The sequence below is a fragment of the Synechocystis sp. PCC 7339 genome (genome assembly GCF_019924095.1).
In the GTDB taxonomy this organism is placed as follows: Bacteria; Cyanobacteriota; Cyanobacteriia; order Cyanobacteriales; family Microcystaceae; genus Synechocystis.
In genome coordinates this window covers 3,399,021-3,413,542 of record NZ_CP063659.1, presented here as the reverse complement: position 1 = coordinate 3,413,542, position 14,522 = coordinate 3,399,021, and the positions used below count along the sequence as shown (strand labels likewise).

Below are 14,522 nucleotides of genomic sequence, written 5' to 3'. Positions count from 1 at the left end.
AAAGTTTGTTACAAAAAATTTCATTAGTTAAAGTCTGATTTTATACAAAAACAATAGACAAACCAATGAAGTATTTGCATCTTAGCATAGGCCAGCGTAATCGCCTTTATCGACTGCAATAAGAACAGAAATTTTCTCAAAGAGAACTAGTCCTATTAATTGGATGTTTACAAAGTGCGATTTACTGAAAATTACAGAGAAATAAAACAGAGCACACAGAAAGAGGTTTATTTGCCAGACAGCGCCCAAATTTTGGCGGATAGAAGAAGAAAAAATTCCAAAAGAAAGTTTAATAGCATAAAGGAAGATGCTATAAAAGAAATAAAAACAAACTTCCAAACCTCAAAAAAGATCATAATATGAATCGGTTGAGGAAGCTGTTTCTTTCTTGGATAATGCACCAATTTCCTATCAAGAAAGATACAAAATCTACCAAACAAATGCTGAAAGACTATTTAGATTAGGAACCACCAATGGCAGTAATGATACGCTTTTTACCTGATGATGTGACTGTGATGGCCCGGGCGGGAGAACCTATTTTAGATGTGGCAGAAAGGGCAGGAGTTTTCATTCCCACCGGATGTTTGATGGGTTCCTGCCATGCCTGTGAGGTGGAATTGGGGGACGGTACTCCCATTTGCGCCTGCATCAGCGCGGTGCCAGTGGGGGTAAGGGAATTGGAGATCAATCTTTATGATGATCCCACTTGGTAATACACCTAAATTTCTTCGAACCGCAGATTAAGGTTAATGGTGTCAGGTCCAAGCATCGTTCCCTGAATAACCAACACCACTGATTTGCCTGCATCCTTTGGGGTCAAAGTTAGCTCAGCAGGGGTATCAAACACAATACTAAAGCCCCAGTCTCCCTGGGTAGCATTAATAGTTCTTTCCTCATAACCCAGTTTAGTAAGGGCATCTTGGTAGAACTTCACTGTGGGGGCTGGTTTACCGTTAGCTTGGAAATTTAATCCCTGTTGTCCATAGGCATTGGCCATAAACATACTACCCACATTGTTCGGACTACCCTGGGGCCTGGGTAACTTTACTAAAATATCCGCCGCGTTAGCCTGACTAACAAAAAAAGGCTGGGGTTCAACAATGACAGGAATCTGATCAATGGTGGTGGACGAAATGCTCAATAGGGCGGTGAAAATGGGGAATAATGACATGATCTTGCTGTTTTTCAAAAATTAATCCCCAGTATACTGCCCTGGGAAGAATAGCCACTAAGGGCGCACAAACTTCATTTACCCTGACAGAATCAATATATTGGGTCAATTGCTGGGATAATTAACAAAGTATTCGGATCAAAGACTTTTAACTCCCTAAAACGAGGTTAATTTCCTTCTTTCTCCGCCATGCCACCGTCTGTTCTGCCATAGTTGACAAATTAGGACAATGGCCTCTAAAAAACTATGGTTTAAAACAACTGTGCATGGAATCATCTTACCCGGGGAGTAATTGACGACTTATCTATGGTTGCTGTCTGATCTAAAATTTAATCCATAGTTGATTATGAAAATAAAAATTAATCTCATCAATAGAAAAAATTTTCCCTGGATAGTAGTTATCTCATTAGCTTTATTTTTGTTAATTCAAATAGGTTTTTCCATTAATCCTGTCCTGAGTCAGAGCACGAAGGAAAATACTAAAGTAGCAACTAGATTAGAAGCCCCAAAAACGGAGCCGATCAAGATTAAAGACGAGGCACAATTAGCTAACAATCCCATGGCCACAAAAATAAGTGAAACCCAGTTTAGCTGTGAGCCCAGAGAAGTGGAAGTTTATAAGTACACAGCCGGAACCATTTCCTACTGTAGAAAAAAGAACTTTCCTGTTGCTGAAAATGACACTGCCAGGGTGGAGATAAAGCCAGGAGCCGCTCGCACCCCCCATTGGCATGACACTTGGGAAGAACAAATTTTGATCTCAGGTAAGGCAAAAACAGTTTTGATTGATCCAAAAGGCAAAGTATTTGAGCAAAATTTAGAATCAGGTAATCTTGTTTTTATTCCTTCGGGCTGGACCCATTGGTCTGAAACCGTTGGTAATGAAACAGCTACTTTCATTTTCTTATTTCCAGCAAATTTCAAGACTTTTGAAGTTCTAGATTCGATGGTCGCCATTAATAATCCTTTAATGGAATCCCTGCTTGGTTATGATTTGCCAAAGGGTAATAATAATCGTGATTTGTTAATTATGATCAATAAAAATCCTTAGTTAATTTCGCTATCGAACCAACGTTAATTCAAATATCATTTCGCTTCATTCTCGATTATTAATTACGGAGTAATTCCACTACCATGGACAGCAAAACAACACCTCTAGGATTGTTATTATTTTTCGCTTGTATGCTCCATGGTCCAACATTTGCTAATCCGAGCGTCGAACCAAACTATCAACCTAAGGATGGCATCGTTAGACTATATGGTGCCGGAGGACCACACACCGCCCTTATCCGGGCTGGCAAGCTCTTCACTGCCCAAACAGGTATTCCTGTGGATGTGAAGTTCGGACCAGAAAGTCAATGGTCTCAAGACGCCCAGCGTGATGCAGACATCATTTGGGGTACCTCGGAGCAATCAATGACTGCCTTTTTGGAAACCTATAAAGAATTCAATAGCAATGACGTGGAACCGATTTATATGGCAACATCGGTGATTGCTGTTCGTAAAGGTAATCCCAAAAATATCAAAAATTTTGACGATTTGCTCAGTCCCGGAATTAAAATTGTTGTGACTGAGGGAGCTGGCGTTTACAACACTTCAGGCACTGGCGTATGGGAAGACATTGCCGGCCGCACAGGCTCCCTTGATGATGTCAAAGCTTTTCGCCGCAATATTATTGCTTTTGCCAAGGGCAGTGGCGCTAGCTTTGAAGCATTTAAAGAGATGAACGCAGATGCTTGGATAACCTGGAAAGACTGGCCCATTAACCATCCCGAAGAAGCTGAATGGGTTGAACTTTCTCCTGATCGAGTTATTTACCGAGATTTGAATGTTGTCACCAACGCCAAGGCCGATCCAGGGGCGGAGCTATTTATTGATTTTCTGCAAACTGAAGAGGCAGAAGCGATATTTCGTTCGGAGGGATGGTCAAAGTAAAATGTGTAAGATTCTGTTTGAGAAGTTGAGTTGTCGGAGTTAAGTTCCTTCTAACCTTCCTTGACAATGGGAGAATTTGAGTCAAATACTCCTTTTACAGCGGTTGCCGTATCTAGGCACCATAGCAAAAACTTTGCCAAATAAGCGTTACAAAGGTTTTGTTGATATCAGATTGATCCTGAATTTGCTGTATCAGGGAATCAGGGAAATAAATCCATTACCCTAAACTTGTTAAACAGTCCCTAGATTCTTTGATTAAAATCTTAGAAGAGCATAGCCAAGACACTTGTCCAGTGACTAATCTTGTATAGTAAAGGGCGAGACGGTTAGGACTAATAGTCACTGAAAACCTTTCCAAATTAAGAGTTTTAAAATTAAAAATGTCCTAAAACAGCCCAATTTTTGCTATAGCAATTCTCGTTACTTTAGCAAATTTTTTTACTGTTTTAGCCTAAGGAATGCCGTAGCTGACACGATCAACTTAAATTTATTTGAATCTCTCTCTTCCCCGGTCAAATTAACTGATTAAATTTTCGATATAAATTCTATGGATGAAAACCTTAAAATCTCTGGATTTAAGGATATATCGGCTTTTCTACTAACAACTTTACAAAGTCAGACCAAGATTAATTTGGATATCAAATATGTCAAAAATGCAGATGAAGCCCATCGGGATTTAAAACAAAATCTGGCCCATATTATTTTGATGTCCTATACGGAAGCAATTTTTGCTCAAGATACGGGCATGATAATGCCCTCTGAACGTCACTGGCTAGAGAAATTTCATGGATGTTAAACAAAATTGGAGTGAAACTTTATCTTGATTAGCTTTAGTACAGAGTTCAAAAACTTTGCTCATCTGTATTGGCCTTCACCATCAGCATCCTAGCTTTAATGTTGGACATAATTTAAGAAATACGATGAATCTTAAGAAAATTGGTGCCTCTGGGTATTTTTGTCGGAATCCCGGCCATAACTAATAATTGGTCGCCTTTTTGTACCATTTCTCGATCCCTTAGCAGTACCTCCGCCTGTTGGATTAAGTCCTCAAAGGTGTCAAATTCTTCGTCAATTAAAAAGGGAATAATACCCCAAACTAAGTTGAGGCCATGGTAAACCTTTTCTGAGGGGGTAAAGGCAATAACCGGCACCGATGGCCGTTGATTGGAAGCGAGCAGAGAAGTAAAACCAGACGTGGTGAATGTAACAATATATTTTAAGTCTAAGATTTCGTCGATGACCACCAATGCTTCACTTAGGGCATGGGTTTCCGTATTTTCGATTGGTGGATTGTTGGTAAGATGGAGACCCAATTCCGTTTCTTCGGCAATTTTACGCAACATCTGTACTGATTTAACAGGGTATTGTCCCACTGCCGATTCCCCGGATAACATTACCGCATCGGTGCCATCCAAGATGGCGTTGGCCACGTCACTGGCTTCTGCTCTGGTGGGTCGGGAATTGTGAATCATGCTGTCTAGCATTTGGGTGGCGGTAATAACCGGAATGGCCCGTACGTTACAGCGCCGGATGATTTCCTTTTGCAGGCGAGGCACTTTTTCTGGGTTTACTTCCACCCCTAGGTCGCCCCGGGCCACCATAATGCCGTTGGAAACTGCCACAATTTCTTCCAGATTTTCGATCGCCTGGGGCTTTTCGATTTTGGCAATGACCGGCAGGTCAGGATGGCCCCGTTCGGCCAGAAATTGTTTGAGGGTGTGGATATCTTCCCCTTTGCGGACAAAGCTGAGGGAAACCCAATCAATACCTTGGCTCAGACCAAATTCTAAGTCCTGCTTATCCTTGGCGGTCATGGAAGGTAAAGTTAGCACTAACCCCGGTAGATTGACCCCTTTGCGACTTTTGAGGACGCCCCCCGTCACCACTTCACAAATTACCTCTGGATCTTTAATCGCCACCACTTTCATTTCCAGCAAACCATCATCCAACAAAATTCTTTCCCCCACCCGGGCCTCCGCCGCCAAATGGGGATAGTCAATGCCTACCGCCTCACCATGGCGATCGCCAATTTCCACTGGCACCAAACAGATTTTTTCCCCTTCTCGTAGATGTTTTTCGCCCCCTGGTAACTGACCAATGCGAATTTTGGGCCCCTGTAAATCCTGCAAAAGGGTAATGGGAGTGTCCATTTCTTGCTCCACCGATCGCAGCATTTTGACCATGGTGGCGTGATCCTCGTAGCTACCATGGGAAAAATTGAGCCGAGCCACATTCATGCCCGCATCCACCATTTGACGTATCACCTCCACCGAACTACTGGCGGGGCCAATGGTGGCCACAATCTTGGTGCGATGACTTAGGGGTCTCATAAAACTTCACCGGGGGTTAATCTAGGCTGGCACTGGAATTCTAGTCCAACTTACTGGAGGGGAATTAAGGGAATGTTATAGAGTCCCCATCCCTTGGGCTGCCAACCAAGCCGTAGTCCAGGCATTTTGAAAATTAAAACCGCCGGTAATACCATCTATGTCGAGGATTTCCCCAGCAAAATATAAGCCTGGGCAACAACGGCTGGCCATGGTTTTAAAATCCACTTCCTTGAGGGTAATACCCCCACAGGTAACAAATTCTTCTTTGAACACCCCTTTGCCTTTGATCTGACAGTGGTAGCGGTGGATATTATCCGTTAGTTGTCGTTCCTGGACTTTGGAAAAATCAGCCCAGCATTGGCCGGGTTTAATCTCCGCCTGGGCCGTTAATCTCTGCCAGAGTCGTTTGGGAAGGGTTGTGGGGCTGAAATTAGCAATTTGTTTGCGGGGATGATTTTGCTTTGTCTGTTGCCATTGGACGATAGACTGCTGGGGGTTAACTCTAGGTAACCAGTTGAGCCAGAGGGAATGGTCATAGCTCGATGCCTGCAATTGCCTTGCTCCCCAGGCGGATAGTTTCAGCACCGCCGGGCCGCTCAGCCCCCAATGGGTAATCAAGACCGGGCCTGCTTGGCAATCAGTTCCTTTAAACTTCGGCGACAAACTCACTAGGGCATTTTCCACACTGACTCCGGCAAGGTCGGTCAACTGGGCATCGGGAATATTAAAGGTGAACAAAGAGGGCACCGGAGCCTGGATTGTATGTCCCAATTGTTCCGCCCAACGATAACCTAAAGGATTACTGCCCGTGGCCAACAACAGGCGATCGCCATTAATTATTTCCCCCGATTTAAGCGTTACCTGGAATTGCTCCCCTAGTTTTCCTACCCCTTGCACTGGCGATCGATTCCTTAACTCCACTCCCGATCGCCGCGCTGTCGCTAGTAAACAATCCACAATGGTGGCCGAGTCATCGGTAATGGGAAACATCCGCCCGTCTGCTTCCGTTTTCAGTTGTACCCCCTCCGCCCCAAACCAGGCGATTGTTTGTTGGGGTTGGAAGCGACTGAACGCTCCCCGTAACGCTTTCCCCCCCCGGGGATAATTTTGCACTAACTGCGTCGGGTCAAAGCAATGGTGGGTCACATTACAACGACCGCCTCCAGAAATGCTAACCTTAGCCAGGAATTTTGACCCCGCCTCCAATAAAATTACTCTGCCCTCCGGTAGATTTCTTGCACAATTAATCGCCCCAAAAAAGCCGGCCGCTCCTCCCCCCACCACAATTACAGTTCTTGGCATAGTTCTGATTAAACTTTAGATCCGTGTTTCCCCGGAAAATAGATCCAAATAGATCCAAAAATCCCTTGAAAAAATTTCACTGATACGGAACTCCCCACCGGCAAAACCCCTACGGCCCCCGTTCCAGCCTGTACAATGAAGAGGGCGGAGACGTAAGTTTCCGTTCACTCCTCACACCACACTCCGCCTGGATGATGTTCGGGCGGTTTCTTCTTATCTACTCATAATGGAGGGAAGTATGACAGCAACTGTGACAAAAGATGAATAAATTCTAAGTTTCACGATATTTTTCCATACAGAGGTCAACAATTAGTTATGGTAGTATTCTAATCAGCCCATCACGAGGTTTAAAAGGATTTCCAGTATGAGTGCTACCCCTCAAGTTTCCGACGCAAGTTTCAAAGAGGATGTATTAGACAGCGAGTTACCCGTGCTCGTAGACTTTTGGGCTCCCTGGTGTGGCCCTTGTCGCATGGTGGCCCCCGTCGTTGATGAAATCTCACAACAGTACGAAGGCAAGGTCAAAGTCGTTAAGTTAAACACCGACGAAAACCCCAATACCGCTAGTCAGTACGGCATCCGCAGTATTCCCACCCTAATGATTTTCAAAGGGGGTCAGAGAGTGGACATGGTGGTGGGAGCCGTGCCCAAAACGACCCTTGCCAGCACCCTAGAAAAATATCTTTAAGCGCTGGTCTCCCTGCTTTGTGACGGTTTCCCTCCGGATCGTGCCCCTCCCCAGGACACGGTCTTTTTTGTTGGGTTTTTGCCCTGGAGGGAAAATAACAACCATGGGGTGAATGGGGTAAAAGTTCCATTTTGCCCCCATCTTTTGATTATCTTTGCAGATCAAAGCATAGCCAATTCGCCGATCACTTCCAGGCGCTTATATCTACCCAGCCGTACAAATTTTTCTGACAGGGTTTCCGCCACCTGGGGAGGAATCCAACCCATTTGTTGGAGTAGATGAATGGCTACGGCGTACTTAGCTCGTTTGGAACCATCCTTAACTTTAATTGCTAAACCTAGCCCTTCCCCCACTCGGCCCACACATTGCACCCCCTCGGCACCAGACTTGCTGACCAATTCCCCTTCCATTTGTTGCATCAGTTCCGTATCGAAACAGCCTTCCCCAGCGACAAAATAGGGATAATAGGTCATCGCCCGGGCAACCCGCTCTAAACCCAATTGTTGTCCCGAAGATAGCAGTGCATATAAGTGGGCTATTTGCCCCAACTCCATGGCGTAGGTGGGGGCCCCACAGTCGTCGTGGGCGGCGATCAATTCCGCTCCAGGCATACCCAGAAGGTCGGCCACCTTGGACAAAATCAGTTTTTGAATGGGACTGCTTTGTTGCAAATAACTGTGGAGTGGCCAGTCCTGCTGCTGGCAAACGGCCAACATACCGGAATGTTTCCCGGAGCAGCCATGGTGCAGGGGGCTTTCCTGTCCTGGTGGAATGGGACATTGTAAAGCCTGGGGCTCAATGTCGGCCCGCCAAAGAATATTGAATACCTGCCGGGCTTGTTCAATGGTGCCTTGGTGCGAACCACACATAATGGCCAGGTCTTTGTCGGTGAGGCCATAGCGCTCCATGGTACCGGTGCTAGTGACGGCCAGGGCCTGAAATGGTTTGAGGGAAGAGCGAATGAAGGCGTTGCTGGTGCTGTTACCGGCAAGCATTAAAACCCTTCCCCTGTCGTCGTATACTGTGGCTTCGGCCCAGTGTTGGGATTCGATGATGCCTTCCCTCAGCAAATGCACTTCGATGGGGGGAGTGTGGGGGCGTTTTCCTCTGCTCATGCTGTTGGATTTAATGCTCGGTGGTAATGTTTTTCAGGCTTGAGTTTTTGAACCTGTTTCAATTCTAGGCACTAATCAGTCGAAACATTGCCCAGAGGAGCAGATCGATCGCCATGGTGGCCCCCAAGAATTTCAAGGTATCTTGCCAGCGTTGCATTACGGGATTGACTTGATAGCGCAAAATAAGTTGATCCCTGGTTTGCACTTCTAGGGGTTTACGCCACACTTGGCCATCGTACCAGCCGGATTCTTCGTAGGTGACGGTTTCTGCCCCCAGGCGATCGCCAACGTAACGCCAGCCCAACAGCAAGCGCAACACAAACAGGGATAGCAGAAGGCCAATGCCCAGCACAATCATGAAACCACATTGAACGGGTTGCTTTTCCACCGAAAAGCTGGCGGAGGCGATCGGGCTGACAATAAAACTAATCAACAAAGCCAGCCCCGTAAGTTTCTTGCCGTAACTGAGCAAATCTAGTTGGCCCCAGGCATATAACCAAGCAGACTTGAGGGCTTCGTATTCATTGACCGGCTGTTGCTCCAGAGGGACGGGGCAAATTTGGGGTGAGGATTCCCGCATGGGATTCATAGAGTTCAAATAATTTAGGGTAATTCCGGCAAAAGCTGGGGGCAATAAAATCCCTTTCCATTTTGACCCAGAATTTCGGGGAGAACCAAGTCCCTCAACCCAGGCAAATTTTTGATTATTTTTGCTCTAACCGGATTAAGCCATGGCCCCTCTCAGTTAACCTGGAATTACCTACGTTGATGATCTATGACTGTATCTCCCCTATCCGTTTGCATTACCCTCGGTACTCGCCCTGAAGCGATCAAATTGGCCCCCGTGATCCGGGCATTCCGGGCCCAACCCGATATGGAAACCCAGGTAATTTTGACCGGGCAACATCGGGAAATGGTGCAACAGGTCATGGATTTATTTGAGTTGTCAGGGGATGCGGATCTGAAAATTATGCAACCGGGGCAAACTTTAACGGATATTACCCAGGGTTGCTTGGGGGGATTGGACAAACTCTGGCGGGAAAAACCACCCCAATTGGTCATTGTCCAAGGGGATACCACCACAGCTTTTGCGGCGGCCCTGGCGGCTTTTTATCAGCAAATTCCCATTGGCCATGTGGAAGCGGGGTTACGCACCGATAATTTATTTAATCCCTACCCAGAGGAAGCCAATCGTCGCCTGATTTCCCAAATTGCCCAGTTGCATTTTGCCCCCACTACCCTAGCAGTGGAGAATTTACGGCGATCCGATGTCACTGGGGAAATCCATTTAACGGGCAATACGGTCATTGATGCGTTATTGACAGTGGCCGGCCAAAAACCAGCTTGCCCCATTGACGGTTTGGATTGGCAAAAGTATCGAGTTTTACTGGCTACAGTGCATCGCCGGGAAAATTGGGGGGAGCCCTTGCAGGATATTTTGACCAGTTTTAGCCAAATCCTAGAGCAGTTTCCCGACACGGCCCTATTACTGCCCATGCACCGCAATCCCACTGTGCGGGAACCGATTCAAAAGGCATTGGGTGATCATCCCCGGGTTTTTCTAACAGAACCATTGGATTACGCCCAATTGGTGGGGGCAATTCAGCATTGTTACCTACTCTTAACGGATTCCGGTGGTCTTCAGGAAGAAGCTCCTAGTTTGGGTAAACCTGTGTTAGTGTTGCGGGAAACAACGGAACGACCAGAGGCGATCGCCGCCGGGACAGCGAAATTAGTGGGGACAAATCCGGCCAAAGTTACGAAGGCCGCCGGGGAGTTACTGAGTCAACCCCAAGCCTATGAACAAATGGCCAATGCCATCAACCCCTTTGGGGACGGTACTGCCAGCCCAAAAATCATCCAAATTGTTCGTAATTATTTCCAACACTAACTTGAATAGCCAACTCATGTTTAAGAGCCTGTTTGAAAAGCCCCCCTCGCTCCCCAAATTTAGGGGGAAACTGAGTAAATAGAAAGTATGAACTTTACTTCTCTGGAAGATAGACACAGACACAGGGAAATATCTTGGGCTTATGCCCGTCGCAACAGCAGACTCGGTTAACTAGATCATTAGCACGAAGAGCAAAGTCAAAGCGCGAGCATTACAGGGGAAATTTTGTAGCTGATGTTACAGAAAAGCGAGATCAATACAAGATAGCATCAAGCCCCGCTTGCCCTGCCTACCGGGTTTAGCATATTGGCCCCTGGGGTGAAATACTTTTAAATTGTATCAAGGTCGAGACTCCCAACTTTTACTGCTAATTTAGCCCCTGGAGCTTGCCACCGCTACAGAAACAAAATAATTATCATAACTATCAAAATGCTTAGTTTAATTAATGTTTTATTTGCGTTTATCACCCTGGCGATTTTAATTCTGGTGGGTAGATTTGTAAAACAGAAAATTAAGCTATTTCAAAAACTATATTTACCAGAATCGATTATTGCCGGGGCAATCGCCTTGTTATTAGGGCCAGGGGTAGTTGGTTCCATTGCCGTGGCCCTGGGGTACCTGCGGATAGTTATTTGGCCGGGGGAGTATTTCCCGAAACTACCCGCACCGTCTGGGCCCAGTCCCCTGGAGTCTTCATCAATATAGTTTTTGCGGCCCTATTCCTGGGGGAAACCATTCCAAAACCGAAGGAAATTTGGCGTAAAACCTCTCCCCAAGTAGCCTTTGGCCAGACGTTGGCTTGGGGGCAGTATGCTTTGCCCATCTTGATCACCTTATTAATTTTAATTCCTCTGTTCAATGTCGATCCGATAATTGCTTCCCTGGTGGAAATCAGTTTTGAAGGAGGTCATGGAACTGCAGCCGGTATGGCAGAAACCTTCAACAGACTAAATTTTCCTGAAGGCGGAGATTTAGCCCTGGGATTGGCCACCGTGGGTATTGTCACTGGGGTAATCGCCGGTACGGTTTTAGCCGATTGGGGCAGGCGCAATAATTACATCCAAGAAATACCGACCGAGATAACATCAGGAGACGCCCAATTTCAGCCCACGGCCCATCTGGAAAGTGATCGTGTTTTGAGCAGAAGAGCTCAGTTAATGCGAAACCTTTTAATCGATCCCCTATCTTTGAATTTTGGCTTTACGGCCTTAGCGGTGTTGATTGGCTGGATAATTTTAGAGCTACTCAGGTTGTTAGAATTTTTCACCTGGGGAAAAACTGGTTTTGAATTGGCTGGAGCTATTCCTTTATTTCCCATGGCTTTGATTGGAGGCATTATTGTCCAACTAATTATGAAAAGGTTGGATTTAGATTCCTTGATTATTAGAAATTTACAAGAAAGAATTGCCGGAGTGGCCCTGGATTTGGTCGTGGTAACGGCCTTAGCATCGATTAAACTGCAGGTGTTGGGAGCTAACTTGCCCGTTTTTCTGAGTTTGTCTTTGGTAGGAATTATTTGGAATATTGTCGCTTTTGTTTACCTAGCACCAAGAATTTTACCTAGTTATTGGTTTGAAAGAGGTATTGGTGATATGGGTCAATCCATGGGGGTTACTGCCACAGGAATTCTGTTAATTAAAATGGTTGATCCCCATAACCGTACCGGTGCCTTTGAAAGCTTTGCTTATAAACAATTATTTTTTGAGCCGATTGTTGGTGGTGGATTATTTACGGCGGCGGCCCCCACTTTAATTCGTCAATTTGGTCTGATTCCGATGCTAATTTCCACCTCCGGCTTATTAGCTTTTTGGCTAATTTTTGGTTTCTGGAACTATAAGGTGATTAAACGGGAAATGATGGCTGAAGCAGATTCACCCAACCCCATTGGTTGATATTGGCACTAACGGAATAATAAGCCGCAGTTAAGAGTTTTAAGTCTTTTCCATGACTAAACAATTTCAATGTTTGTTTGAAGTTTAAGTCTGTTGAAGCTTTAAAATCTGGCTAAATGCCAATCGGGGCGTAAACTACGGGCTTGGCGCAAATAGGCATGGTACATTTCTGACTGGGGGCTTTGGCTGTTGACGTGAATTAACACCCTAATACACCGTTCTAAACTACCTTTGACATACATTTGTTGCACATCTAACAGGGGGACATTTTCCCAGCGGGGCCTCTGCCTGGCGATCGCCGCCGGAAAAATTACATCGAGGTCGGGGGTAACAGAGAAAGTTACACTGACAATGTCCTCCGGGGGGCAGGCGTTATTTGCTTCGATGACATCCAGCAGCTCACAGACCGCATCTCGGATTGCCTCAGAGCTATTTTCCGAAACCGTCGTTGCACCCCGAATCGCTCGAACTTTCCAGTCCACCACCCTCAACCTCCTCGTTAATTGCTAGTAAGTTTAGTCTTTTTGAGTTGAATTTAATCTAATCGGTCTAGTTACGGGGGCAAAAGTTCCCCCTTTAGCCGTAGCCCAACGGTAAGGGACTATTTTGTTTGGAAACCACACTCATCTTACCGGACAATTCGGTTAGGATGATTGACTGACCTTTTGCCAATTTTGCCCAAATCCCTATGCCTCGCCTCAGCCTTTGCATGATTGTTCAAAATGAAGCCGCTTTCCTGGGGGAATGCTTAGCTAGTGTGGCGGATCTAGTAGATGAAATGGTCATAGCAGACACGGGGTCCACGGATAATACGGTGGAAATTGCTACCCAAGCGGGGGCTAAGGTGATCACTGTGCCCTGGGAAGATGATTTTGCCCTAGCCCGCAATCATGCCCTAGCCGCCACCACGGGGGATTGGGTGTTAGTGCTCGATGGGGACGAAAGGCTGAATATTCTGGTTAAAGATGGCATCCAAAAGGCGATCGCCACGGACAATGCCTTGGTGGTGAACTTAATGCGCCACGAACTGGACAGTAACCAATCTCCCTATTCGTTGGTATCCCGGTTATTCCGTCGCCATCCGGCGGTGCAATTTAGTCGTCCCTACCACGAAACCATTGATGACAGCGTTTTGACCTTACTGGAGCGGGAAACCCATTGGCAGGTGATTGATTTACCAGGGGTCGCCATCCTCCACCAGGGCTATAGTCCCACCTTGCTGAAAGAACGGGGTAAAACCCAGCGGGCCAAACATTTGCTCGAAAAAGCCATGGCGGACAATCCCCAAGACCCTTACCTCTGCAGTAAGCTAGGAGCTTTATATTTCAGCTTGGGGGACGAAAAAGAGGGGGTAAAAATGCTCAAACAGGGGCTCAAGCGCAACACAGCTTCCATTCCCGTGCGGTTTGAATTGCATTACCATCTGGCCAACGCCTACCGCCGCCAACAAAAATGGGAATTGGCCCGCAAACATTATCAGAAAGCCTTAGATGAAGAAATTTTACTGCCCCTAAAACTAGGTGCTTTGATCAATTACGGTGCTTTTTTGCAAGACTTAGGGGAATTGGGCGAAGCAATTAAGGTTTATCAAGCAGTAATTCATATTGATCCGTCCCAAGCGATCGCCTTTTTTAACTTAGCAATGATTTACAAGGCCCAAGGAAACTTACTCGAAGCCATCAAGGGTTATCAACAGGCTATTGCCCTACAACCGGACTATGCTGAAGCCTATCAAAACCTAGCTGTTACTAGTTTTAAGGCTGGTCTAATCCAAGAAAGTGTCGATGTTTTCCAACAGGCGATCGCCCTTTATGAACAACGGCAATCCCCGGAGGCGGATCGACTCAGAAAAAATCTACAGGAAATGGGTTTGATCGCATAGCCCATGAAATTACCCAATGCCGCCCAAGCAGACTATCTGAAAAAAATCAACAACAACTGCCTTATCGGTTGTCCGTAAGGGGAAATTTTTCCTTGCTTAGTTGGTTGTTATCCCGTTAAAAAGTAGCAGGTAATTATGAAAATTAAAGACTTAGATGTTGTTATTTTTACTGAAAGCCGGATAACCAAACACTTTGAAATGGGTGAACCGATTTACCTTCAACCGGGCCAGGTGGGAACAATGGTAATGGAATTTAGCGACCGGATGTTTGAAGTTGAATTTGCTGACCAGGATGGTATTCCCTAAGCCATGGAAA

The 14,522-nt window shown here is 45.9% G+C and carries 16 protein-coding genes; 10 read left to right on the top strand and 6 right to left on the bottom strand.

Annotated elements, in window-relative coordinates:
* Nucleotides 1-473 precede the first annotated feature (473 nt).
* Nucleotides 474-713 (top strand): 2Fe-2S iron-sulfur cluster-binding protein, encoded by a 240-nt coding sequence (locus IQE94_RS16145; RefSeq protein WP_212720052.1) that lies wholly within the window; start codon nt 474-476, stop codon nt 711-713.
* Nucleotides 714-718: 5 nt separating this feature from the next.
* Here IQE94_RS16145 and IQE94_RS16140 read toward each other — a convergent pair whose 3' ends face one another.
* On the bottom strand, nt 719-1,171 hold the full coding sequence (locus tag IQE94_RS16140; RefSeq protein WP_212720054.1) for a hypothetical protein: 453 nt from the start codon (nt 1,169-1,171) through the stop codon (nt 719-721).
* A gap of 346 nt (nt 1,172-1,517) precedes the next feature.
* On the opposite strand from IQE94_RS16140, the gene IQE94_RS16135 reads away from it, so the two are divergent.
* The 3 genes from IQE94_RS16135 to IQE94_RS16125 all read left to right on the top strand — a co-directional run bounded on the left by IQE94_RS16135 (nt 1,518) and on the right by IQE94_RS16125 (nt 3,902).
* The gene (locus IQE94_RS16135) at nt 1,518-2,222 is read left to right on the top strand and encodes a cupin domain-containing protein (protein WP_212720056.1); all 705 of its coding nucleotides are present in this window, start codon (nt 1,518-1,520) and stop codon (nt 2,220-2,222) included.
* Nucleotides 2,223-2,305: 83 nt separating this feature from the next.
* Nucleotides 2,306-3,106, top strand: a complete 801-nt coding sequence (locus IQE94_RS16130; RefSeq protein ID WP_212720061.1) for an extracellular solute-binding protein — start codon at nt 2,306-2,308, stop codon at nt 3,104-3,106.
* A gap of 547 nt (nt 3,107-3,653) precedes the next feature.
* Nucleotides 3,654-3,902 carry a hypothetical protein gene (locus IQE94_RS16125; RefSeq protein ID WP_223342295.1) on the top strand — a complete coding sequence of 83 codons (249 nt, stop codon included), beginning with the start codon at nt 3,654-3,656 and terminating at the stop codon, nt 3,900-3,902.
* Nucleotides 3,903-4,014: 112 nt separating this feature from the next.
* Here IQE94_RS16125 and pyk read toward each other — a convergent pair whose 3' ends face one another.
* Both pyk and IQE94_RS16115 read right to left on the bottom strand, forming a co-directional pair.
* Nucleotides 4,015-5,436 carry a pyruvate kinase gene (gene pyk / locus IQE94_RS16120; RefSeq protein WP_212720071.1) on the bottom strand — a complete coding sequence of 474 codons (1,422 nt, stop codon included), beginning with the start codon at nt 5,434-5,436 and terminating at the stop codon, nt 4,015-4,017.
* Between the two features lie 75 nt (nt 5,437-5,511).
* Entirely contained in the window at nt 5,512-6,738 is a 1,227-nt protein-coding gene (locus IQE94_RS16115) for an NAD(P)/FAD-dependent oxidoreductase (RefSeq protein ID WP_212720079.1), read from the bottom strand.
* Between the two features lie 364 nt (nt 6,739-7,102).
* On the opposite strand from IQE94_RS16115, the gene trxA reads away from it, so the two are divergent.
* Nucleotides 7,103-7,426 carry a thioredoxin gene (trxA, locus tag IQE94_RS16110; protein WP_010873851.1) on the top strand — a complete coding sequence of 108 codons (324 nt, stop codon included), beginning with the start codon at nt 7,103-7,105 and terminating at the stop codon, nt 7,424-7,426.
* A gap of 161 nt (nt 7,427-7,587) precedes the next feature.
* Here trxA and IQE94_RS16105 read toward each other — a convergent pair whose 3' ends face one another.
* Together IQE94_RS16105 and IQE94_RS16100 are read right to left on the bottom strand one after the other, a co-directional pair.
* Nucleotides 7,588-8,541, bottom strand: a complete 954-nt coding sequence (locus tag IQE94_RS16105) for an asparaginase (protein ID WP_212720081.1) — start codon at nt 8,539-8,541, stop codon at nt 7,588-7,590.
* Nucleotides 8,542-8,605: 64 nt separating this feature from the next.
* Nucleotides 8,606-9,130 carry a CGLD27 family protein gene (locus IQE94_RS16100; RefSeq protein ID WP_212720083.1) on the bottom strand — a complete coding sequence of 175 codons (525 nt, stop codon included), beginning with the start codon at nt 9,128-9,130 and terminating at the stop codon, nt 8,606-8,608.
* A 186-nt stretch (nt 9,131-9,316) separates the two neighbouring features.
* On the opposite strand from IQE94_RS16100, the gene wecB reads away from it, so the two are divergent.
* The 3 genes from wecB to IQE94_RS16090 all read left to right on the top strand — a co-directional run bounded on the left by wecB (nt 9,317) and on the right by IQE94_RS16090 (nt 12,324).
* On the top strand, nt 9,317-10,432 hold the full coding sequence (gene wecB, locus IQE94_RS16095) for a non-hydrolyzing UDP-N-acetylglucosamine 2-epimerase (protein WP_212720085.1): 1,116 nt from the start codon (nt 9,317-9,319) through the stop codon (nt 10,430-10,432).
* Nucleotides 10,433-10,861: 429 nt separating this feature from the next.
* Nucleotides 10,862-11,137, top strand: a complete 276-nt coding sequence (locus IQE94_RS18705) for a hypothetical protein (RefSeq protein ID WP_255611312.1) — start codon at nt 10,862-10,864, stop codon at nt 11,135-11,137.
* Nucleotides 11,065-12,324, top strand: a complete 1,260-nt coding sequence (locus IQE94_RS16090) for a sodium/glutamate symporter (protein WP_255611311.1) — start codon at nt 11,065-11,067, stop codon at nt 12,322-12,324. Before IQE94_RS18705 ends, IQE94_RS16090 begins: the two co-directional genes overlap by 73 nt.
* 101 nt (nt 12,325-12,425) lie before the next feature.
* Here the strand turns inward: IQE94_RS16090 and aroH are convergent, their stop codons facing one another.
* Nucleotides 12,426-12,809, bottom strand: coding sequence for a chorismate mutase (aroH, locus tag IQE94_RS16085; RefSeq protein WP_212720089.1), 384 nt, complete (start codon nt 12,807-12,809; stop codon nt 12,426-12,428).
* A gap of 203 nt (nt 12,810-13,012) precedes the next feature.
* Here aroH and IQE94_RS16080 point away from each other — a divergent pair, with 203 nt between their 5' ends.
* A complete protein-coding gene (locus tag IQE94_RS16080) occupies nt 13,013-14,206 on the top strand; it encodes a tetratricopeptide repeat protein (RefSeq protein WP_223342294.1) in 1,194 nt (397 codons plus the stop codon).
* Between the two features lie 135 nt (nt 14,207-14,341).
* Nucleotides 14,342-14,512, top strand: coding sequence for a DUF4926 domain-containing protein (locus IQE94_RS16075; RefSeq protein WP_212720091.1), 171 nt, complete (start codon nt 14,342-14,344; stop codon nt 14,510-14,512).
* Nucleotides 14,513-14,522: the final 10 nt, after the last annotated feature.

Coding starts and splice junctions, on each gene's coding strand:
- IQE94_RS16145 (WP_212720052.1), top strand. CDS start 474: ATGGCAGTAATGATACGCTTTTTACCTGATGATGTGACTGTGATGGCC.
- IQE94_RS16140 (WP_212720054.1), bottom strand. CDS start 1,171: ATGTCATTATTCCCCATTTTCACCGCCCTATTGAGCATTTCGTCCACC.
- IQE94_RS16135 (WP_212720056.1), top strand. CDS start 1,518: ATGAAAATAAAAATTAATCTCATCAATAGAAAAAATTTTCCCTGGATA.
- IQE94_RS16130 (WP_212720061.1), top strand. CDS start 2,306: ATGGACAGCAAAACAACACCTCTAGGATTGTTATTATTTTTCGCTTGT.
- IQE94_RS16125 (WP_223342295.1), top strand. CDS start 3,654: ATGGATGAAAACCTTAAAATCTCTGGATTTAAGGATATATCGGCTTTT.
- pyk (WP_212720071.1), bottom strand. CDS start 5,436: ATGAGACCCCTAAGTCATCGCACCAAGATTGTGGCCACCATTGGCCCC.
- IQE94_RS16115 (WP_212720079.1), bottom strand. CDS start 6,738: ATGCCAAGAACTGTAATTGTGGTGGGGGGAGGAGCGGCCGGCTTTTTT.
- trxA (WP_010873851.1), top strand. CDS start 7,103: ATGAGTGCTACCCCTCAAGTTTCCGACGCAAGTTTCAAAGAGGATGTA.
- IQE94_RS16105 (WP_212720081.1), bottom strand. CDS start 8,541: ATGAGCAGAGGAAAACGCCCCCACACTCCCCCCATCGAAGTGCATTTG.
- IQE94_RS16100 (WP_212720083.1), bottom strand. CDS start 9,130: ATGAATCCCATGCGGGAATCCTCACCCCAAATTTGCCCCGTCCCTCTG.
- wecB (WP_212720085.1), top strand. CDS start 9,317: ATGACTGTATCTCCCCTATCCGTTTGCATTACCCTCGGTACTCGCCCT.
- IQE94_RS18705 (WP_255611312.1), top strand. CDS start 10,862: ATGCTTAGTTTAATTAATGTTTTATTTGCGTTTATCACCCTGGCGATT.
- IQE94_RS16080 (WP_223342294.1), top strand. CDS start 13,013: ATGCCTCGCCTCAGCCTTTGCATGATTGTTCAAAATGAAGCCGCTTTC.
- IQE94_RS16075 (WP_212720091.1), top strand. CDS start 14,342: ATGAAAATTAAAGACTTAGATGTTGTTATTTTTACTGAAAGCCGGATA.